Source organism: Paenibacillus sp. FSL L8-0158 (assembly GCF_038592965.1).
Classification (GTDB): Bacteria; Bacillota; Bacilli; order Paenibacillales; family Paenibacillaceae; genus Paenibacillus; species Paenibacillus polymyxa_D.
The window spans coordinates 3,904,598-3,926,034 of record NZ_CP151949.1; the positions used below are offsets into that span (position 1 = coordinate 3,904,598).

Sequence of the window (21,437 nt, forward strand, 5' to 3'; positions counted from 1 at the left end):
GTTGGACGCATATCTCCGAGGCGAGTTCACTTTGCGCTGTCAACCGGCTTGCACCACCCGCCGGCTCTCTACATGTCCAGACAAAGCTACTATTCCTCATCAGCGATTGTTTAACCGTTAATAATGGCACTATTATATTGAAAACCGCGAAAAAAGTCAAATAAGGACTACCTTTGGTGTTAAGAACCCTCTCCATACTAATTGTTCATGACACAGGCATACGAATGTTTTATAATAATTCCGAGTTAAATCGCTTCAAGTTGAGATGAGTTGAGATAAGAAAGGTGAGCTGAGAAATGGCACAGATTAAAATTTACGGAATAAAAGAGACTCTAAATCCAATCAAAAAGCAACTTTCAGAGGTGATTCATTCTGCTGTGGTGGATGCGTTCAAATATCCTCCTGACAAGAGGTTTCATCGTTTTTTTCCTATGGATCAGGAAGATTTTATATATGCCGATGGTCGCTCTGAGGCGTACACCATTATTGAAATCAGTATCTTTGAAGGCAGAACGACAGAAGCTAAGAAGCAACTCATTCACCTATTATTCCAAAGAATTAACGATCTTTTGGGTATTTCTCCACAGGATCTTGAGATTACTATATTTGAAACACCCAAACAGAACTGGGGCATTCGGGGTGTACCGGGTGATGAGCTTCAGTTGAACTATAAAGTGAATATATAAGTGCAAAAAGACGCCCTTCATGTCATCATGAAAAGCGTCTTTTTTTCCCATATTCGTTCAATGAATCTTTGCTATTTTACAGCAACATAAAACAGTCTCGCCGCGTCATCTTCTGCTTCTACCCATTCAAAATCCGCATATACCTTCACATCGCGAAAACCCGCTTTGGACAATTCTGCCTTCATCCAGTCTGGGTCATAGGCACGTTGTACATGTATTTCCTCGAAACGCTGGTATAGATCGCGTCCTTCATGTTCTGCTTTCGCAAAGATACTAAGATGATGCTCAATTTCACAACGGGGAGTGTCTAACGCACATGTCCAGATATACGAGATAGAGCGTTCGTCCAGTACGAAAGGCTGCTCTTCATCATAACGTAAAAACGTCTGGGGATGATGCACATCGAACAAGAAGGTTCCGCCAGGCTTCAGACCAGCATGCGTTCTGCGAAAAGTAGAAATGATATCTTCTTCCTCCAACAAGTAATTCAGACAATCGCAAAAAGAAATTACAGAATCCACAGGCTCGGGTAAAATCCATTCTCTCATATCCTGCTGTATCCAGCGAACGCTTCCCTCACGAAACAATCGCTGTCCTTGTGGAGTGGTTTCCATTTTGCGACGGGCTACTGCCAGCATGTCAGAGGATAAGTCGATTCCAGCCACTTCGAACCCTGAGTTAACCAGGGGAATCGTAATGGAACCCGTTCCGCAGCCCAGCTCGGCCACCGTATGCGGCATCCCGTACTGATCCCAAGCCTGCCGTGCAAAGCGCAACCAGTCCGGGTACGGCATGTCCTGCATCAGCTCATCATACACATAGGCAAACTTCCGGTAAGAAGCCATTTTTTATTCCCCATTCCCGTCCTTCGGTTTCGGCATTTTCTCCACCAGGTAGGTCCAGTTTTCCTTTTGTGTAACCATTCCTTCCTTCATCAGCTTGCCCATCGCACGCTTGAAGGCGGATTTACTAATACCAAACCGTTGCTTGATAATATCCGGCGGTGTTGCGTCGGAGTAAGGCATACCGCCGCCCGGACGCTCTTTCAGAAAAGCAATCAATCGATCAGCATCCTCATCACGGCCCACTTCCTTGCGTGGCGACATTGCCAGATTGACCCGACCGTCTTCGCGAACAAGCGTGACCCGTACCTTAACCTCTTCGCCCAAGCGAAGCATCCGGTTGCGTTCCGAAGAGTGAATCATCCCAATCGCGCCAAAACCAAGCACCCCTCCGTCCACCAGAACGAATGTGCCCATTTGAAGCGGCTTGTACACAGTCGCCTGCACCCACGTATTCAGCCACGAATCAGGGGCGTGGAAGCACAACGGAGCCAGTTCCTGTTCCCCTGCCAGCTTAGCCCGCAATCTGCCTTGCTTGTCATGCTCCATAATGGCATACACGTAGTCGCCCACCCGAGGATGCAAATCTCGGTTTTCTGGCAACTCACGAATCGGCAGCAAAAGCTGACGACCCAATCCCATCTCCAGGAAACAACCCAAACGCGGATGCACATCGGCCACCTCAAGCTTAGCCATTTCGCCCAACGACAAGAACGGCTTTTTCATGGTTGCGGCCAAACGGTCCTCTGTATCGTGAAAAATAAATACCTCCAACCGTTCACCAACTTCAATTTCACGTGTCAGCTCCGTATAGTGCAGCAGCACATCCTGCTCGCCAACAGTGAGAAAGTAGCCGAAAGGAGATACCTCACGATCCACCATAATGGTGACATAAGTACCGGCGATCAAACTCATACCTTTTCCACAACCTTAGCATCCGACCAGAGTCGTTCAATGTTGTAATATTCGCGCTCGTCGCGATGGAAGACATGCACTACGACATCCCCCAAATCCATTAAAACCCAACGGGCGGAATCCATTCCTTCGATTCCTTTGATAGTTACACCTTCATCATGAGCGCGTTTGCGAATTTCTGTTGCAATCGCCTGTACCTGTGTATCCGAATTACCGTGGCAGATGACAAAATAATCAGCTACTAGTGATATTCCCCGCAAATCCAGTGCGACAATATTCATTGCTTTTTTATCATTTGCGGCATCAACCGCTGTTTGCATTAATTGCTCATTAGTTAGGGTCATTCATGAACCTCCGTTTTTCTCTGTTTTAGTTGTTGAATCAAGTCATTGCGCGACAAGACTGTCAGTGGAAAAATAACCTTTTTCTTCTCCAGCAACAATGAAATTGTGGAGTCAAATCCAGCGACAAGGCCCTGCTCCAAGCTTTTCTTTGCCTGTTTACGGATATGCTCAACCCCGGGAAAATCCCGTCCCGGTTCGATGTAATCAGCGAGACACACGACTTTGTCCAGCAGACTCATACCTACGCGTCCTGACGTATGCCAGCGGATCGCATTCCTTATTTCAGGATCATCCACTCCGTAATCTCTTGCTGCAACGCAGTATCCTACCTCTGAATGCCAGAGCTGCTTGTCATGTTCCAAAAGCCCCTGATCACATTCGGGATGACTGCGAATCACCTCTTCCATCTGCTGAACAGGCCAATATTTCGCTACATCATGCAAAATAGCCGCCAGTTCGGCCTTATCCGGATCTGCTCCATAGCGCTTTGCAAGCTCCACTGAGGTATGCATAACACCTAGTGTGTGCTTCCAGCGTTTTTCAGGCATTTGACCAGATACGGCTTCCATTAATTGCTCACGGCTGTACTTCATACAAACCGCCCCTTGTAATATAGTCATGCACTCGATCAGGCACAAGATAACGGATAGTGCGCCCTGCCGCAGCACGCTCTCGAATATCCGTGGACGAAATGTCCACCACTGGCATATCCGCCAGCAGTACCTTGTCCTGCAAATAATGCGGCAACTCATCCATTGCAAGCTGGAATCCTGGGCGCCGAACACCAATAAAACAAATTCGCTGCGCCAGTTCCTCAATTCCCTGCCAATGAGGCAAGTAGTTCACCATATCCGCACCAATAATAAAATAAAAATCCACAGCAGAATGCAACTCCTGAAGCTCCTTGATCGTGTCAATGGTATAGGATACTCCCCCGCGAAGCACTTCAATATCCAGCACTTCAAAAGCAGGATGACCCGCCACCGCTTCACTCGTCATCTCCAGACGTTCTTTACCGCTCGCCCCCGCTTGATGCTTGTGCGGAGGAATATGAGAAGGCATAAACCATACTTGATCCAGCCCATAGGCATCTCTTGCCGCTTCTCCAGCCAGCAGATGTCCAATATGAATCGGGTCAAATGTACCACCCATAATACCGATTTTCATAATTTTCTCCCCGCGTGTTATCCTCTAGGCAACTCAATTTCCTTATGATCACGGGATTCTTTGTACAAAATAATAGTGCTCCCGATGATCTGAACAAGCTCAGAACCTGTCTCCGCGGCCAGTTCTTCCGCAATTTCATGCTTGTCGTCCAAACAGTTGTTCAAAATTTGCACTTTCATCAGCTCACGCTTTTCAATCGCATCGTTGATGTGACGCATAAGATGCTCATTCGTACCGTTTTTGCCTACTTGAAAAACCGGGTCCAAATGATGCGCCATTGAGCGCAGATATCTTTTTTGTTTACCTGTTAACATGTATATTTAACCCCTTCGTCGCTACATATGCAATGCAGCATTTCCATAATTTTAATGTTCAATCTTACTCACGACAGGCTACTCAGCACAGCCTCTCTCATTTGCTCTACAGCAGGGACAACCCCTGTAAAATACTCAAAAGCCACAGCCCCCTGGTACACGAACATGCCCAAGCCCCCATGTACAGTGCAGCCGCGCTGTTCACGGCTTTCCTGCAAAAGTCTCGTTTCCAACGGGTTGTAGATCAAATCACTCACAATGATTCCTTCCGGAATCAAGCTCGTTTCCAGTGGAAGTTCATCCGATAAAGGAGACATTCCCACTGAAGTTGTATTAATCAACACATTCACTGTGGCGAGCACGCTCTTAGCATCCTCGTTGGAATACCCCCTCACTGGGATCGCTTCCGTCGTCCACTCTAATGCCAGTTGCTCAGCTTTGTCACGTGTTCGGTTCAAAATAATGACCGATTCCGGTTGCTCCTCCAACAGAGCATGAATCACGCCACGAGCAGCCCCTCCGGCTCCAAGCACAGCAATTCTTGCGCCCTTCAACTCGACAGAGGTCTCTTCTTTGAGGGAACGTACGTAGCCAATTCCGTCCGTGTTATAGCCCTTAAGCCGTCCATTATCATTTACTATCGTATTGACAGCGCCAATGAGTCTGGCCCCTTCATCAATCTCATCCAGATATTTCATAACCTCGACTTTATGGGGAATCGTCACATTGACTCCGCGGAAATGCAAAGCGCGAATCCCCTTCATGGCATCTTCCAGCTGATCCGGTTTTACATGAAGAGGTACAAAATCTCCCTCAATCCCCGCTGCCTGCAAAGCTATTTTATGCATTAGAGGCGATTTGGAGTGCTTGATCGGATCACCCAATACGCCCAATAGTACAAGACCTTGTTCGGTCGCTTCAGACTCCCCGCTGTTCATCGTCGCTCTCCCCCATATTGCAAAATATTAGGCCGCACAAATACATGAATGGCGGCAGGAACCAGTACCTGTTCCTTGCCGCCCTATAACATGGTTACAGCAACGTTATATCAACGCAGGCCGCAAAAGCACACGGACTCCCCGAGGAGCATGAACCGCAATCAGAGCTCCGTTCTCGCTATTTACCCTAATCCATCCCAAACCGGAAATATAAATGTCCGATGGAGATTTGCGTGGCACGCGGAACTCATGTCTTGTCCATTCCGGCATCTCTGCCAATTGATCGCGTGTTGGCGGAGATAACAATTCCCCGGCATGATCAGCGAACAACTGATCAGCTCGCTCCAGCTTCGTGCGATGTATCTTAAGACCACCGTTAATGTAGCAGGTAAAAGATTGGTGCTGACCGTCGACAAAATCAAATCGCGCCATACCGCCGAAAAACAATGTTTGTCCGGCATCAAGCTGATACGCAGCAGGCTTCAGCGGCTTGTCCGGCATAATAGCGCTCAAGTCCTGACGGGAAACGATCTCACTGAATCGCCAAGGGTATACAATACCCGGAGTATCAATAATGTGCTTGCCGTCGTCGAGCGGAATATTCACCATATCGAGTGTAGTTCCCGGGTAACGGGACGTTGTGAGTTCCTGCTCCATATCGCTATAATCACGAATCAATCGGTTAATGAGCGTGGATTTACCCACATTTGTCGCTCCCACCACATATACATCGCGGTTACCACGGAGCTCAGATACCACATCCAAAAGACGGTCAAAGCCCTGATTTTTTTTAGCTGAGCACAGTACGATTTCTTCCGTGCGAAGCCCTTGCTCCTTCGCTTGCTTTTGTACCCAGTTACGTACCTTGTTCCAATTCGTTACCTTAGGCAGCAAATCGGTCTTGTTTACAGCCAGTATAACCGGATTAGAGCCTACAAAGCGTTGCAGACCGGAAATCAAGCTACCTTCAAAATCAAAAATATCTACAATGTGGATAACGAGTGCATCCTTGTCGCCAATCTGGCTGAGCAGCTTCAAGAACTCATCTTGATCCACCGTCACTGAAGACGTCTCATTATAGTTTTTGATTCGGAAACAACGCTGACAGATGACAGGTTCGCGAGTAAGCAATTTTTCAGGAATAAATCCCGGAAGCTCCGGGCTAGTGGTCTGCACGGTAATTCCGCAACCACTACATTTGACGGCAGTGCCGCCGTCAGGTCTTTCAGTCATTCTTCTTTTCCTCCTCAAGCCATAAGCCTTTCTTACGTAACCTTGTGAGCGCGATTCGCTCCAACCGTCGATTAAATCGAGTCATGACTCCTTCATCATGAATGGATATCGGTAGCACCAACACCGTATGCAACCCCAGTCGGTTACCTCCCAATACGTCCGTCAACATTTGGTCTCCGACCATAATAGTCTCTTCCGGAGTCAGCCCCATCATACGGATGGCTCTACGAAAAGACGAGTTGGAGGGCTTCCGTGCGGCATGTATAAATTCAATGTCCAAAGGCGTAGCAAACACGGATACACGGTCCATATTGTTGTTAGACACGATGACAAGCTTAAAACCCGCCTGTTTGACCTTCTCAAACCAGGCCACCAGCTCGGGAGTTGCATTCGGCGCTTTTGCGCCGACCAGCGTGTTATCCAGATCCGTAATAATGCCGCGATATCCTTGAGCATATAAGCCTTCAAGATCAATATCAAAGACGGTATTCACCCGTAATTTGGGCATCAGCATTTCAAACAACGTCGGTCACCTCAGTTTCATACGACAAACTATACCATATTACTATGGCTTAGTAAAAAGCTATCCGCAACAAACGGACAGCTTTTTTACTAAATATATAGCTCAAGATTAAAATAGACGGCATTTAAACCTGATCAAAAATAGACTAGTCTTGATCCTTCTGATCCGTCGCAGCTTTTCGTCCAGACCATCGTTTTATCCATCCTTCTTTGTGTAACAGAGAGGCTTGCTGGCGAACCATACGCCAATCTTCTGCGGTTACGGATGAGGGACTATAACGCGCTTGTTCAAATCGTCCAAGCAGCTGATGTAAAATTGAAGCCTGTTCCGGTACTTCTAGCGACCATCTATCAACTGATTCCCTCAGTGTCTCGTGACTGGCGCGGACAAATCCCCTTCTTCGCATGTACCTTAACCAGTGCTCAGTTTCGACGACCACCTTTTCATCCGGGGTCAGCGGCTTACCTCTGCGTAAACGCAGCAGGTAAAAGTGAATGTCTGCCCGATTACGCCAGACGATATAAGCAGCCCACAGCAGCAGAATCGCAACAGCAGAACCTATAATTACAGGATGAATCTTTGAAGCTTCCTCCGGATTAGTCTGCGGGGTTTGCTTAGGCTGTTCCGGTTCAGACTGATCTTTAACCTCTGGGGCTTCTGAAGTCTTGGAATCCTCCTGTTCCGTAAGCAGCGGCATATCAAAGCCAGGCGTAGCTTCTACAGGAACCCAACCATATTCACCTAAATATACTTCCGCCCAGGAATGAGCATCCGCATTTGTCACGGAGTAAGAGGACATATTTTCGTCACCTTCACCCGTTGTTGCATCATCTGAAAACGTTTGCTGACCAGGTGCATACCCTTTAACCCAACGGGCTGGAACCCCAACGGAGCGAGCCATCATGACTAATGAGGTGGAATAATAATCGCAATAGCCCTCCCGAATCTCAAACAGAAAGGCATCCACAAAATCTCTGCTTCTTTTCCGTGAGAGATCCGGATTGTTCGTATATGCATAATTTTGCTGCAAGTACTGCTGTAGTAATCCGACTTTTTCATATGGCGTTTTCGCCGTTGACGTTACGTTCTGAGCCAAGTCACGAACCCGCTGTGGCAACTCATCTGGAATTTGTAGATAGGCTTCCTGTTTGTTTTTTCCGTACAACTCATTAAAAGTTTTTGTGCGTAGCTCTTTCTCAGGGATCACAGGAACATGCGATACCAGAGTATACGTTTTAGGATAAGCAGTTCTTCGGGAGGATGGATTCCAAAGCAGTTCCGCCTGTTCCGGCTTCCAACGTAACCCGTCTGCCCGTGAATCTCTGTCCACCGATTGAACACGCTGCACCGAATAAGCGCCAAATAGAACAGGATAGCTTTGGTCGTTTTGCATCGTAATGGTCTGAACGACCTGCTCAGTCGAATGCCGCGTTTCTTGTGTGTTTTCAAGTTCTGCGGTCATTGGAACATCATTTATCGTTTGATCATCGTTGCCCTTGTCACTCCAGCCTGTACCGGAATAGGTTCGTTTCGTTTCCCCCCGCCAATAGCTTCGTTGAGTGGTCGTGATGGTCATGACAGGAGAATAATCAAAATTAAAGCCTCCCCCCAACCGATTATCCTGGCGACTATAACCTGATGCGGTGTTCATCCGCTGATTCAGTGCCCCGGATCCATTGCTGATCCCGGCGGTAGTTGAGCTATTTCTCTGGGTCCACGCTGTATAGGGATCCGTCAAAGCTGGCTGTACCTCGGGCATATTGACACCAGCCATAATAATGAGCGCAAAAATGACCGCAATATTGGCTGCTATTTTATATGGATAGCGCCTAATATGCTTCCATCCTTGAGGATAATGCTGCCGAAAATACTGCAGATGCTGTGTCACCAGCCAACCCATACCAGCAAAGACGATCCAAGCAACCTCCTCCCACAGCACAGTTGGCGTGAAGGAATCAAGCACTGCCAGCGCGGCAATGTTAATACCCACAAAAACAAGAATCCGCTGCTTGGTTGTAACGATGAGCGGCACCATTTCAATAACTAGCCAAGCAATGAGGGAAAACCAAATATAAGGAGACATATTGGAAATAAATTGGTCCAGGCGATTGGCTACCCCTCCGAAGGGGATAATGATTGAATAAGACACCAATGTCCGATACAAAATAAAAAACAGCGCCGCCGCCTTAACAATAAATTCAATCCAAGGACGAAATGGTAGTACAATCTTCACCAGAGCTAGCATTGTAATGGTCATCAGTACAAGTGCTCTTGTCTCTTCCAGCCATAATTCGGAAGCAAAAGAAACCCATTGCATGGCAATAATAATAATCCATAAAAATGTAAAAGCGGGGGCCCAGGAACCCTTTAACGATTGTAACCAGCTCTTCATAGTGTCCCTCCCCCCATTACAGCCGGGAGCTCTTCAAGGCTCTCAACATCGTAGCCCTTAATTCCCCTTGCACGAAGCATGCTCATCCATTCTTCAGCTTCTCCCTCAGCAGAACCTTCTCCAATATAGACATGGCACGGAGTCATTCCCCGGGTATCAGCCCAGCGAAGAAGCTCCATCGCCTGATAATCCTTCAGCGGACTAATCAGTATAAAATAACAGCCCTGCGGAAACTGGCGCACACTGCTTTCTACAGCGGATTTCAAGCTACCTTTTGAAGTGGTGTGTATGTCTACCAAGTGATGCATCATTCGTTGTCGTTCGATTGTCTGCTCACTTGGTTGAAAGACGGTGCCTTTCTCTCCAGCTGTGCACAATCCAACCCCCATTCGCTCCCGTCCACCATATTCCAGCAATGAAGCGGTAGAGGATACAGCTAGCTCAAACTGTTCGGCGTTCACATAATGCTTCATGTGTACGTCCAGCACAAGCATCGTTTTGGGAACTGTCTCATGCTCAAATTCCTTGGATTTCCAGCTACCTGTACGCGCCGTCGCATTCCAGTGGATGCGCGAAAACCGATCTCCATATACATAGTCCCGTACACCGTTAATTTGTGTTGTTTCACGCCGCGTTCGAGTTTGAACGGTCTGCGGTCCAGACATCCTTGAGCGACGGTCATTCATCTGCCAATACGGAATGAATACCGTTCGGGGCAGCACCCGAAATTCACCGCGTGCGTTCAATCTGCCTTTGTGCTCCAACAGACCGAAGATGTCCTCACTCACACATTCAGTTTCCTCAAAGTGGTAGCTTCCCCGCTCTAAAGCGGGAGTCTGAAATGTAAGCTGACCGCCCCCTTTTAGACTGGGAATGACACTGTCCTCAAACGACCAGGATTCACCTGTATGTCGCTTGAGGATCTCACGGACAATGACATAGGGTAACGGAAGAAATCCAGGAATGCTGAGGCTCAGCTTTACATGCACCTGATCTCCTGCATGCAGCAGTTCTCCAAACTCTGAGCCTTGCGAAAGCTGCCGGGAGCCTTGCACACGGCGAACTCCGCTCAGACCAACGATCCATAAATAAACGATTAATAGCGTAACCATAGACAACAGCATGACCGACGTCTTGCCGCCCTGAAACAACAAATATAGCAGGCACACCACCCATATGACCATCAGAAGCCAGATGCGGCCTGACAGCCGGGGAAGCCTGCGCTTCCTCTTGAACATATTCATTCCCTAAGGACGCTCCATTCGTACGGGTACATGTACCTGCCGAAGGACAGCCTCCAGCACGGACTGGGCATTGGAACTATCCAGGCGCGCCTCGGGACGCAGCAACAAACGATGCGTTAGCACATAAGGTGCCAGCGCCTTCACATCATCAGGCAGCACATAGTCACGGTTGTCCAGAAAAGCGTATGCCTTCGCAGCCATTACAAAAGCAAGTGCCGCCCGGGGGCTAGCTCCCAGCAGCACGGATGGATGTTCTCTTGTCGCACGAACGATATCAAGTAAATAGGACGTCACTGCTTTGTCCATATAAATCCCTCTAATTTCCTGCTGGATGTCAGCAATCTGCTCCATATGAGCTACAGCCTCCAGACGATCCGCTGGCTGGCCTGCCTGATGATGGAGCAGCATGTTTCGCTCCGTCTCCATATCAGGATAACCCAAGCTGATTTTGAGCATAAAACGATCTAACTGTGCTTCTGGCAGCATATAAGTGCCTTCAAAATCAATTGGGTTTTGTGTCGCACACAGCATAAAAGGATGAGGCAACATATGAGTGTCCCCATCCACCGTCACACTGCGTTCCTCCATAACCTCCAGCAGAGCTGACTGGGTTTTCGTCGTCGCTCGGTTAATTTCATCCGCCAGCAAAATATTAGTCATCACAGGACCCGGACGGAAATAAAAACGCTCGTCCCGTGGGTGAAATATGGATACCCCTGTAATATCACTCGGGAGAATATCAGGATTACATTGAACACGGCGGTAATCACCGCGCATGGATTTGGCAAGAGCCTTGATCATTTGCGTTTTTCCCGTACCCGGAACGTCCTCGATCAGAATGTGTCCACCCGCCAGCATAGCCGTAAGTAGTAATTTTATTTCAAAGGATTTACCTAATATACATGATTCCAGATTAGAACGGATTGCAGATACAATCTGCACAGATTCTTGACGTACGGGCATAACTCTGTAAACCTCCTAGATAGCAACCTGTTTCCTATTATTGTACATGAAGGTGGACATAGAGTACACTAACCCCCTGCCATATTATTCAAGCTCCATCCTTCTTTCGATCTTTCATGTGCAGAACAATCAAAAACCCTTCGGTCATTAGATCCGAAGGGCACATGTATACAATTATTTATCTTACTATGTCAAATCTAAAGTATGCTGCTTTTATATGCTTCCTTTTGGACGAACAAACAAGCATGCCAGAAAAGAGAAAATAATCGCAGAGGAAATCCCTGCACTTGTCAGACTAAAAATCCCTGTAATGACACCCAACCATCCGTCCTTCTCCAATTCGGTTAATGCGCCGTGTACAAGTGAGTTACCAAAACTGGTAATTGGAATGGTCGCACCCGCCCCTGCAAATTTAATAAGCGGATCGTATATCCCAACAGCATCAGCAATTGCACCTGCAACTACCAACGTACTCATCGTATGTGCCGGCGTCATTTTGAACACATCCATCATCAACTGGCCTACGACACAAATGGCACCACCCACTAAAAAAGCCCATAGAAATATCATACTGTCCCTCCCGCTTCAAAAGCTACAGCATGTGCAACACAAGGAATGCTTTCACCCTGCTGTGTAGTCAAAGGAGATAATAACGCTCCAGTCGCCACCACCAATACCTTTTGCAGCTCTCCTTTTTCAATCCGCTTTAACAAATGCCCGTAGGTTACAACAGCCGAGCAGCCACAACCACTGCCTCCTGCAATGACTTTCTTTTGCTTATTGATGTCATAAATCAATAAACCGCAATCATTGAATTCCGTCTGATTCATATCGAACCCATCTTTTTTGAGCAGCTCTTTGGCAATCGGTAGCCCCACTGAGGCTAAATCGCCCGTTACAATGAGATCATAGTAACCAGGGTCACGGCCAGTATCTCGAAAATGAGACAACAGCGTATCTGCAGCCGCGGGAGCCATGGCTCCACCCATATTAAAGGGGTCTTTAATGCCCATGTCCATTACACGTCCAATGGTAGCACAATCCACCACCGTCCCTGACTTGGCATGTCCTACAATTGCGGCGCCGGAACCGGTAACAGTATACTGAGCCGTAGGGGGCTTCTGTGATCCGTATTCATTAGGATAGCGGAATTGTTTTTCCACAGTACAGTTATGGCTAGTCGTACCCGCCATCACATAGTCACCTGCCTCTGAGTCCACAATAAGTGCGGCTAGGGCTAAGCTTTCCATTGATGTTGAGCAGGCTCCAAAAACACCCAAATAGGGAATGGCCAGCTTGCTAGCCGAGAAGGAGCTACTGATAATCTGATTCATCAGATCACCACTAATAAAAAACTGCACTTCTTCTTTGTTCAAATTGGCATTAATTAGCGCCAGCTCTGTAGAGTGCTCAATCAATCTACGTTCCGCTTTTTCCCACGTTTTCTCGTTGATTTCTATATTGTCATAAATATAATCAAAATCTGTGGACAACGGCCCCTCTCCTTCATCCGGGCCCACAACAGTGGCACTTCCAATGATGCGCGGTCTCGATTCAAACTTCCAGGTTTGTCCTCCCTGTCTTCTCATAAGTGATTGCCCCCCACACCGAGGATCGCGTATATAACGCCCACGATAAATGCGGCCACCACACCAAATACGACAACTGAGCCTGCCAGCTTAAACATATTTGCACCCACTCCAAGTACCAATCCCTCGGAACGATACTCCAATGCAGCTGAACACATCGAGTTCGCAAAACCTGTAATGGGTACAGCGGTTCCCGCTCCTGCCCATTGGGCAATCTTATCGTAGACCCCAATGCAGGTTAATATAACTGACAACAGGATCATCATGGATGCAGTTGGTGCCGCAGCCTCTTTGGCGGGAATATGCATCCCTGCCATAAAGGCTTCCTGGATTGCCTGCCCAATCACACAGATGACTCCTCCAACCAGAAAAGCACGCACACAATTGGCAAATACTTTTCTGGAAGGCTCATGCTTTTGGGAAACACTTTGATAGTCTTTCTCATTTATGGACAACGGCGACGTATTGGTACGAAAACCGCGCTGCCCGGATTTAGCTGGCATCATTCACCACCCCTTATCTGTAAGTTTTCGCGCTTGGCGGTTCGAATTGCTTGGGTCTTTTTCATTATGAGCTTTTTGGAGAAATGTTATGTCAGGAAAATGATATCGTGGACATTCCGTACAAATCCATTCATACTAAATACATGACGACCACTGGTTAATTAATAAGGAGTGAGGTATACATCATGGAATCAAAAACATTGGAATTGTTTAAAACCTTAACGGAGTTTCCTTCCATTCCTGGGCATGAACGAGAGTTGCGGGCTTGGGTTAAAGAACGGATATCCGGCTATACCGATGAAATCGTGCAAGATCGATTGGGCAGTCTTTTTGGGGTGCTACGCGGTCAAGAGAATGGGCCACGTGTAATGGTGGCAGGCCATCTGGATGAAGTCGGTTTTATCGTGAATGGTATTACGGAAAATGGAATGATTCGTTTTCAGCCGGTTGGAGGCTGGTGGAGCCAAGCCATCATGTCACAACGTCTTCAAGTATTGACTCCAAAAGGCCCAGTTATCGGTGTTGTTGGCTCTGTCTCGCCTCATTTGCTGGATGAATCGCAACGCAGTAAACCTATGGACATTAAGCATATGTATCTGGATATCGGCGTAGACAGCAGACAGGAAGCTCAAGATCTGGGGATCGTACCAGGAACAGCCATAGCGCCAATCTGTGATTTCACACCACTGGCAAATCCTAAAAAAATCATGGCTAAAGCGTGGGATAACCGCTACGGTGTAGGCTTGGCTATTGAACTGCTTGAAGCATTACATAGAGAAAAAGACAAGCTCCCCAATACATTGTATGCGGGGGCCACTGTTCAGGAGGAAGTGGGACTGCGTGGTGCACGCACAGCGGCCAATCTGGTTCAGCCCGATGTTTTCTTTGCACTGGATTGCAGTGCAGCCAACGATATGGGCGGTGATCCGAATGCTTACGGGCACCTCGGTAAAGGCGCACTGCTGCGGGTATTTGATCCGGGTATGATTACACATCGCGGGATTGTGGAATACGTGCAAGACATGGCGGAAACTCACAAAATCAAGTATCAATACTTCATCTCCACAGGGGGAACCGATGCCGGCCAAGTGCACTTGAGCGGAATTGGCGTGCCATCCACCGTCATAGGCATCTGTGGACGATACATCCATACTTCCTCGTCTATTATTCACACTGATGATTATGATGCAGCCAAAGAGCTGATCATCAAGCTGGTTCAAAACCTGGATCGTACAACACTGAATACCATTATAGAACGAGCTTAAGGTGTAATAGAGAATCGCTATCTATAAAAAACAGTCAAGACACGTACAACGTGCATTGACTGTTTTTTTAATTTAATAGAAACAAAAGATAGAACATTTTAAATCAAATGCTTATAACGAAGCAAAGCAATCACTACAAGTACAGTAGTTAGAGCAATGCAGACGTTTTCTACCTTAGCTCCCTTCCGGGTTCCGGTACTCATCAATTTAAATCGCAGCTTCCATTTGAACGGCGGCAAAGGTTTAATTCCATTATTCGTCAAGGAATCTGCCAGTAAATGCAGCAAGTACGCCATACCCCCAGCCAGCCATATGCTGTCACCGTGCAAACGTGTCGTACCATAAAGCAGCGCAGTCCATGCGACTGTCCCGTATACCGTATGAGTTAACCCCCGGTGTGGGACTAGCGTACAAATGATCAGCAGACACCCGGCGATATAATTCCACGGTGCATATGATTCTCCATACCAGGCGAGGCCGATACCAATTAGAAAGATAATAACCTTGCGCATGGATCGTGAAGGCATAAAAGAAGCACTAATCATCAGCAAAGCCAGAACAAGATTCCATGGCGGCGGAGCCAAACGGGTGAAAAATACCCAACCAGCAGCTCCAATCATGAGAAGCTGTACGAGTCTAAGCATTTTGGTTGGTAGCGCACGGCTCACGAGCATGGAGTTAGGCTCGTCAATATCCGGCAACAGTGAACCGACCACAGCAGCTGCCACGGCAGCCGGGGTCACTTCGTATCCACTTAGAGCTAATACCGACAGAGAGACCCCGGTTCCGATAATCAAATGGGCTCTTCCCATCATGGTGCAAAACATCCTTTCGTTGCAGCATACAACAGAGTTCAACATCACTCCATTTGAATCAGCATGATTCGATTGTATACGACAAACAAAAGGAGAACAATAGTTCGCTTATTCTATTTAAAAGACTTCATTCAAAAGTCCTAGTTTAATCGCTCTAACGTATTTTTTGGAACAAAGTAATAACTTCCTCTTGGGTCGGCTGAAAAGGATTGCCAAGGCACACGCATCTTTCATGGCATTGTCTACTAACATCCGCCTCCCATTAAATTTACTGGCGGTGCATAAAAGACATTCGTCCTCATTATTAACCCCCTTTTCTGTCCCTAATTTCCAGTCAGCCCTGTCCTGTGTTATAAGGATACATCTTCCTGAACTTATCGGCTGTCCTGCAAACTTTCTGCGAAAAAGAGCACAGTTCAACCATTTCCCAAAAAACAAGACATATGGCCTATGAGTAAGTTGACAAACATCTTCAATATTTTCTTTTTGCCTCAAAGTCCTATTGTACAATTTGAAATATTAGGTAATATAGTGTTTATATTTACTATATGAATCTATTAAATGAATAAGGAGGAAATGATTATGCAAAAAAAATCGACGTTCCGAAAGTTCAAGACCATCGGTCTGACATCGTTGCTAAGTCTTGTATTATTCGCCCTTCCCGCTTCAGCTGCTTGGAATGATACATACACAGGCTACGCCACATATACGGGATCAGGTTACTCTGGAGGGGCATTACTACTTGATCCCATCCCTTCAGATGCCAAAATCACAGCGCTTAACCGCACACAACTGAATTATAACGGAATCAAAGCTGCATTAGCTGGAGCCTATTTGGAAGTTCAAGGTCCCAAAGGGAAAACAACCGTATATGTAACTGATCTTTACCCCGAAGGTCCAAGTGGCGCACTCGATCTGTCCCCAAACGCGTTCAACCTGATTGGCAATCAAATAGACGGAAAAATTAATATTTCGTGGAAAGTTGTCAAAGCTCCGGTTAGCGGCAATGTCTCCTACCGTATTAAAGAAGGCAGCAGCCAATGGTGGGCAGCCATTCAAGTACGCAATCATAAATATCCGGTCTTGAAGATGGAAGTCCAACAAAACGGACAATGGCTCAATCTCGAAAAACAGGATTACAACCACTTTTTGGGTACCAATTTAGGAAAACAGCCTCTGAAAATAAGGATTACGGACATTCGTGGCGTCGTGCTCAACGATACCATCCCAGCTCTAGCGGAAAATGGCACAGGCCAAGCCTATATCGTTAAAGGTAACGTTCAATTTCCAGACTGATAAAGTACTACCTCTCTTTGCTTACGTTATTTCAGGATCGTTCTACTAGGCTAATGGGAGTGTTTTACTTCTAGGCCATTTTCCCGGGGAAACGGTTTTTTCGTAAATCGGTAAAAGTTTCAAACCATGTAAAAAAAGCGCTGATCCAGGTGGGCCCAGCGCTTTTTGGTGGTTTCGGATTACGAACTTTCGTCAGGCCAAACAGGCCGGGTTGGCGACTTAATTCCTGAAATGACGCATTCCCGTCCGTTCGCCTCTATTCTTACTGGGCCGTTAAAATCAGTGGTCCGTCCTGCGTGACTGCGATCGTATGCTCATATTGCGCCGACAACTTGCCGTCGGCCGTCCTCGCCGTCCACTGATCGTCGTCGATCGTGATACGAAACGTACCTTCGTTGACCATTGGTTCAATCGTAAACACCATGCCTTCCTTTAACCGAATGCCTTTGCCGGCTACGCCGATATGCTCGTAGCTCGGCTCCTCATGCAGGCTCCGTCCGATCCCGTGGGCCAGCAGATCGCGTACGAGCGAAAACCCGTTCGCTTCCGCATGCTGTTGAATCGCCGACGTTATGTCGCCGAGCCGGCCCCCAGGGAGGGCCCGGGCGATCCCCAGATCCAAGCATTCCTTTGTCACCTTCATTAATTTTTGCGCCTCCGGCCGGATATTGCCCACCGCATAGCACCAGCACGAATCGCCGAACCATCCGCCGTATTCCACGACGATGTCGAGCTTCAGCAAGTCGCCGTCCATAAGCATCTGGTTCGAAGGAATGCCATGAGCCACCACATCATTGACCGAAATGCAGGTTTCGGCGGGGAAACCGTTGTACCCTTTCGTAAACTGCTTGCCGCCCAGCTTGGTGATGTGTCTGGCAACAAAGTCATTGATTTCCCGGGTGGTGATCCCAGGCTCGATCAGTTTGGCCACCTCGCGGTAGCAGTCCGCAACGATTTGGCTCGCAGGCTTCATCTCTTCGATTTCCCTAGGTGATTTTAAAATAATCATCTTTGTTTGTTCGCTCCTTATCAATTCTATAACTTTAAAAGTCGGACGATATCCCTGGCCTCCTCGTGCAGCTTTCCGCGGCGAAGCGAAAGCGCGGCGCAACCGACCAAAGCGGCCAGCAGCATTTCCGCGCGCTGTAGCCGATACGACGGCTCCGTCGCGTTTTCGCCGGAAGCGGTAGACCCGTCCGCCACACACCCGGTTTCCAGCAGCGCGGCAAACGGCGCGAGCACCTCCCGGCGAAAGGCGGCCGAGAGCGGGGCCGAGCGAGCTTCAGGCAGCGAGGCAAAGCCCTCACCGGCCAGCTTATGCAGCAGGTACAGGGCGTGGTCCTCCGCCCAAAGCTGCAGCAATCGGACGCTGGCAGCGGCGACGGGGCCAAGCTCTGCGGCAGCCGAGTTCCCGGTGTCCGCCGCATCAGCCAAGCCAAAATGCCCGCCCGCCGGCGCCTCTCCCGAAGCCGAAACGTGCGGGACCTCCGGCGGAACCTTCAGCAGGGTCTCTAGCGGAGCCTCCAGCCATCCTCCGGCCCGCTCCAACGCGTCCCATAGCAGATCGTAGAGCAAATTGCCCTTATTGCTGTAATAATGGTATACCGTGCCATAGCCGAGTCCCGCCTGCGCGGCCACATCGCGGATTTCCAGTAAAGGCCCTTTATTCAAAAACACATCGGCAGCGGCTTTCCGGATTTGCTCCAGACGCCGCAGTCGAATCTCTTCGTTTTGTTCCTTCGTGCGTGGACTCATCTCGTCCGTTCACCTCTTTTATTTTTGACCTACTCTTATGTCAATATAAAACATCTGCTTGCAAATAACAAGAGATTAGCTGGAGGATTTCCGACTCAACCTAGAAATCGGTGCTTGACCAACGGGTTAGCGGGCTTAAGCACGTTATTTCAGGATCTTTCTACTAGTTTGCGTATGCGTGTTCCCGGTCTTTTTGCGAAAAAATCATTATTTTTCACAAAGAATCAGTTTGTTCACTGTCCTGTTCATAAGATCATACGTATAATGAATACATAAATAGGGTGTACTTTACAGCTACGTTCACACAGACAGGAGGCCTGTTCATATGAGCAATTTCAAAAAGCACCACAAGCTTCACAGCAAATTGCTGGTCAGCATTACGTTATGTATAACACTAACGTTGCTGGTATCCACCACTGTATATTATTTCTACTATATTCGCGTGGAAAAAGAGCAGGCGTTCGAAGCTAATCACAATAGCTTAACATTGAGAAGCAAAGAGGTCATCAACATGACATCTATTGCTCAATCTTTGGCATTCCAAATGTATCGCAGCAGTACCCTATCCAAGTTGTTGTATTATCCCAAGCCCAATGTATATGATGTAACCGCTGCCATGACTGAATTAAATAATTATCTTAACTCCATGCCGTATATTGAATCTATCTACGTGTATAACCCTAAGAGTGACACCTTCTACATTGCGTCCTCACAAGGCCAAAACGGGTTATTCAGCAAACATGAACTGGCTGATACAGATATCATTCGCGTGCTGGATCATTATCAGGACTATAAACCCTTTACGCCTATTCCACGCACATATCCGCTGCTGACTGCCTCAGACTCCAGAGCTGGAGTAGAGCAAGCAAGCCCAGATATCGCAGCCTATACGTATTTATGTTATGACGCAATTAACTCGAACGAAGCGATAAATTCGGCTGTGATTGTGAATGTGTCGGCGGCCTGGATGAACAAGGAAATGGCGGCGAATCCAATCTCAGGCGGGACCGCTTATATTTTAGACGATCAAGGCAGGCTGTTGTCTGGTACAACATTGACAGACGAAACTTTGAACGAAAAAGAACAGCTATGGTTGCATACGAGAGTCAAAAAACAAGAAACAGGCTATTTTGTAGAAGACTTTCATGGTAAAAGATCACTCATTTCCTACACCTCCCCGGATGGACTAGGTTGGCAGTATATTAGTGTCACACCATATGAAAGCGTTATCAAAATGGCAAGTGTTATTCGTAATGCGATGTTACTGATAGCCGCCATCATTGCATTGGCAGGATTCGTAGCTTCATGGCTGCTGTCCAAAATGCTGTATACGCCTATTGGGCAAATCGTTGTGCATATGAACTCACTGGAGTCGGAGAAACGAAACAGTATGTACACGATCCGGCAAAACATTTTAAGAAATGTAATCAGAGGAATTCGAAATCTCCCTGCCAGTGAAGAACCGGAACGATTGCGCGAGCTTGGGATTACGTTCCAGTTCGACAAAGACTACCGCCTTGTGCTGCTGCGCATAGATGAATATACCCGATGGCAAAGCGAACGTGGACCTGATCTGCTACCCTATAAGTTTGCAATCATGAACATTGCTTCTGAAATATGCGGACAGACGTACCGGGTGGAGACTGTTGATATGGATGAAGACAGTGTACTGCTGATGCTTAACATTCTCGATCCCGCAGAACATACAGACACTGTACTACTAGAAACTTTATTACGCCAAATACGCGAAGCTTGCTTTGAATATTTGAAGCTGAGCGTTTCACTGACTTACAGTGCCATCACGAGTCAACCAGAACGGCTGCATTTGCTGTACCGCCAGGTACAAGACGCATCTATGCACCGATTTTTTCAGGGACATGGCTGCATTATTAATGCGCAAAACACTACAGACGAAGATATCCAAAATACTTACGTATATCCAGCCGATAAAGAGAAAAAAATGCTGGATACGCTACTGTCTGGTCATACGGAGGATGCACACAGTATGTTCAAAGAATTATTGATGCATATGGAAAAATATCCGTTTTCCTCTGTTCGAGTGGCGATATCCCGGCTCATCATGAGTGTGAATAATGCTGTTCGGCATATCAGTGAGCTCAATGGATTTGCTATAGAATCTAAACCTGAATTACCATCCGCAGATCGGTTAGAGACCGCTGAAAACCTTATTGATCACTATCAATTAGTCTTTGATCATATTCGCTCCAGTCTATCGGAAAAACGAAACACGAAACAGGAACGATTGGTGCGGCAAATTAATGAACGATTGGAGCAAGCCTATATGGATCCCAATTTTTGTCTCAATCAGATTGCGGAAGAGCTGGATATGTCGCCGATCTATGTCAGCAGGCTATATAAGCAACAGACCATGTCTACTATCGTGGACGTCATCCAACAACTCCGTATTCGCAAGGCCTGTGAATTACTGGAACAGACCGACTGGTCCGTGGCTGACGTAGCAGAACAAACCGGATTTGCGAGCAGCTCTTATTTCCATCGCATGTTCAAACGTAGCTTGGGCGTAACACCGACAGATTTTCGCCGTTCTAGAGCAAATGCGCAATAAGTAAGTAAACTGACATAAAAAAAGCAAGCCTCCAACTTTCTGGAGACTTGCTTTTCTTCTTTATCA

Annotated in this window: 22 protein-coding genes and 1 other annotated feature (1 of these 23 cut by a window edge); of the genes, 4 read left to right on the forward strand and 18 right to left on the reverse strand. The window is 47.4% G+C overall.

The window, feature by feature from the left end:
- Positions 1 to 112 (reverse strand) — a binding site (T-box leader); it reaches 146 nt to the left of the window's first position.
- A 184-nt stretch (positions 113 to 296) separates the two neighbouring features.
- Positions 297 to 686: a tautomerase family protein gene (locus tag NSQ68_RS17160; RefSeq protein ID WP_307347112.1), complete on the forward strand. Its 390-nt coding sequence runs from the start codon at positions 297 to 299 to the stop codon at positions 684 to 686.
- A 71-nt stretch (positions 687 to 757) separates the two neighbouring features.
- On the opposite strand, the gene NSQ68_RS17165 is transcribed toward NSQ68_RS17160, so the two are convergent.
- From NSQ68_RS17165 to spoVAC, 15 genes are all read right to left on the reverse strand, one after another.
- On the reverse strand, positions 758 to 1,531 hold the full coding sequence (locus NSQ68_RS17165; RefSeq protein ID WP_307347115.1) for a class I SAM-dependent methyltransferase: 774 nt from the start codon (positions 1,529 to 1,531) through the stop codon (positions 758 to 760).
- A gap of 3 nt (positions 1,532 to 1,534) precedes the next feature.
- A complete protein-coding gene (locus NSQ68_RS17170; protein ID WP_029515375.1) occupies positions 1,535 to 2,443 on the reverse strand; it encodes a S1-like domain-containing RNA-binding protein in 909 nt (302 codons plus the stop codon).
- Positions 2,440 to 2,787: a ribosome silencing factor gene (gene rsfS, locus NSQ68_RS17175; RefSeq protein WP_013311194.1), complete on the reverse strand. Its 348-nt coding sequence runs from the start codon at positions 2,785 to 2,787 to the stop codon at positions 2,440 to 2,442. The genes NSQ68_RS17170 and rsfS overlap by 4 nt, the downstream gene beginning before the upstream one ends.
- Positions 2,784 to 3,380, reverse strand: coding sequence for a bis(5'-nucleosyl)-tetraphosphatase (symmetrical) YqeK (gene yqeK, locus NSQ68_RS17180; RefSeq protein ID WP_340956178.1), 597 nt, complete (start codon positions 3,378 to 3,380; stop codon positions 2,784 to 2,786). Before yqeK ends, rsfS begins: the two co-directional genes overlap by 4 nt.
- Positions 3,364 to 3,954 carry a nicotinate-nucleotide adenylyltransferase gene (gene nadD, locus NSQ68_RS17185; RefSeq protein ID WP_342426618.1) on the reverse strand — a complete coding sequence of 197 codons (591 nt, stop codon included), beginning with the start codon at positions 3,952 to 3,954 and terminating at the stop codon, positions 3,364 to 3,366. The genes yqeK and nadD overlap by 17 nt, the downstream gene beginning before the upstream one ends.
- 17 nt (positions 3,955 to 3,971) lie before the next feature.
- A complete protein-coding gene (yhbY, locus tag NSQ68_RS17190) occupies positions 3,972 to 4,268 on the reverse strand; it encodes a ribosome assembly RNA-binding protein YhbY (RefSeq protein WP_013311197.1) in 297 nt (98 codons plus the stop codon).
- A 68-nt stretch (positions 4,269 to 4,336) separates the two neighbouring features.
- A complete protein-coding gene (gene aroE, locus NSQ68_RS17195; RefSeq protein WP_342426619.1) occupies positions 4,337 to 5,206 on the reverse strand; it encodes a shikimate dehydrogenase in 870 nt (289 codons plus the stop codon).
- A gap of 105 nt (positions 5,207 to 5,311) precedes the next feature.
- A complete protein-coding gene (gene yqeH, locus NSQ68_RS17200) occupies positions 5,312 to 6,439 on the reverse strand; it encodes a ribosome biogenesis GTPase YqeH (protein WP_307347128.1) in 1,128 nt (375 codons plus the stop codon).
- Positions 6,432 to 6,962 (reverse strand): YqeG family HAD IIIA-type phosphatase, encoded by a 531-nt coding sequence (locus NSQ68_RS17205; protein WP_013311200.1) that lies wholly within the window; start codon positions 6,960 to 6,962, stop codon positions 6,432 to 6,434. Before NSQ68_RS17205 ends, yqeH begins: the two co-directional genes overlap by 8 nt.
- A gap of 145 nt (positions 6,963 to 7,107) precedes the next feature.
- Positions 7,108 to 9,354, reverse strand: coding sequence for a transglutaminase domain-containing protein (locus NSQ68_RS17210; RefSeq protein ID WP_342426620.1), 2,247 nt, complete (start codon positions 9,352 to 9,354; stop codon positions 7,108 to 7,110).
- Positions 9,351 to 10,598, reverse strand: a complete 1,248-nt coding sequence (locus NSQ68_RS17215; RefSeq protein ID WP_342426621.1) for a DUF58 domain-containing protein — start codon at positions 10,596 to 10,598, stop codon at positions 9,351 to 9,353. Before NSQ68_RS17215 ends, NSQ68_RS17210 begins: the two co-directional genes overlap by 4 nt.
- Before the next feature lie 3 nt (positions 10,599 to 10,601).
- Positions 10,602 to 11,561 (reverse strand): MoxR family ATPase, encoded by a 960-nt coding sequence (locus NSQ68_RS17220; RefSeq protein WP_039272322.1) that lies wholly within the window; start codon positions 11,559 to 11,561, stop codon positions 10,602 to 10,604.
- 213 nt (positions 11,562 to 11,774) lie between these two features.
- A complete protein-coding gene (spoVAE, locus tag NSQ68_RS17225; RefSeq protein WP_013311204.1) occupies positions 11,775 to 12,131 on the reverse strand; it encodes a stage V sporulation protein AE in 357 nt (118 codons plus the stop codon).
- Positions 12,128 to 13,150, reverse strand: coding sequence for a stage V sporulation protein AD (gene spoVAD, locus NSQ68_RS17230; protein ID WP_023989537.1), 1,023 nt, complete (start codon positions 13,148 to 13,150; stop codon positions 12,128 to 12,130). The genes spoVAE and spoVAD overlap by 4 nt, the downstream gene beginning before the upstream one ends.
- Positions 13,147 to 13,653 carry a stage V sporulation protein AC gene (spoVAC, locus tag NSQ68_RS17235; protein WP_307347945.1) on the reverse strand — a complete coding sequence of 169 codons (507 nt, stop codon included), beginning with the start codon at positions 13,651 to 13,653 and terminating at the stop codon, positions 13,147 to 13,149. The genes spoVAD and spoVAC overlap by 4 nt, the downstream gene beginning before the upstream one ends.
- Positions 13,654 to 13,838: 185 nt before the next feature.
- Between spoVAC and NSQ68_RS17240 the strand changes: the two genes are divergently transcribed.
- A complete protein-coding gene (locus NSQ68_RS17240; protein ID WP_342426622.1) occupies positions 13,839 to 14,918 on the forward strand; it encodes a M42 family metallopeptidase in 1,080 nt (359 codons plus the stop codon).
- A gap of 98 nt (positions 14,919 to 15,016) precedes the next feature.
- Here the strand turns inward: NSQ68_RS17240 and NSQ68_RS17245 are convergent, their stop codons facing one another.
- Complete coding sequence (locus tag NSQ68_RS17245; RefSeq protein WP_013311208.1) at positions 15,017 to 15,733, reverse strand: metal-dependent hydrolase; 717 nt, start codon at positions 15,731 to 15,733, stop codon at positions 15,017 to 15,019.
- Positions 15,734 to 16,315: 582 nt separating this feature from the next.
- On the opposite strand from NSQ68_RS17245, the gene NSQ68_RS17250 reads away from it, so the two are divergent.
- Positions 16,316 to 17,029 (forward strand): expansin EXLX1 family cellulose-binding protein, encoded by a 714-nt coding sequence (locus tag NSQ68_RS17250; RefSeq protein WP_342426623.1) that lies wholly within the window; start codon positions 16,316 to 16,318, stop codon positions 17,027 to 17,029.
- Positions 17,030 to 17,291: 262 nt separating this feature from the next.
- Here the strand turns inward: NSQ68_RS17250 and map are convergent, their stop codons facing one another.
- Both map and NSQ68_RS17260 read right to left on the reverse strand, forming a co-directional pair.
- Complete coding sequence (gene map, locus NSQ68_RS17255) at positions 17,292 to 18,038, reverse strand: type I methionyl aminopeptidase (protein ID WP_342426624.1); 747 nt, start codon at positions 18,036 to 18,038, stop codon at positions 17,292 to 17,294.
- A gap of 26 nt (positions 18,039 to 18,064) precedes the next feature.
- On the reverse strand, positions 18,065 to 18,784 hold the full coding sequence (locus NSQ68_RS17260) for a TetR family transcriptional regulator (RefSeq protein ID WP_342426625.1): 720 nt from the start codon (positions 18,782 to 18,784) through the stop codon (positions 18,065 to 18,067).
- A 325-nt stretch (positions 18,785 to 19,109) separates the two neighbouring features.
- Between NSQ68_RS17260 and NSQ68_RS17265 the strand changes: the two genes are divergently transcribed.
- A complete protein-coding gene (locus NSQ68_RS17265; RefSeq protein ID WP_342426626.1) occupies positions 19,110 to 21,371 on the forward strand; it encodes an AraC family transcriptional regulator in 2,262 nt (753 codons plus the stop codon).
- Positions 21,372 to 21,437: the final 66 nt, after the last annotated feature.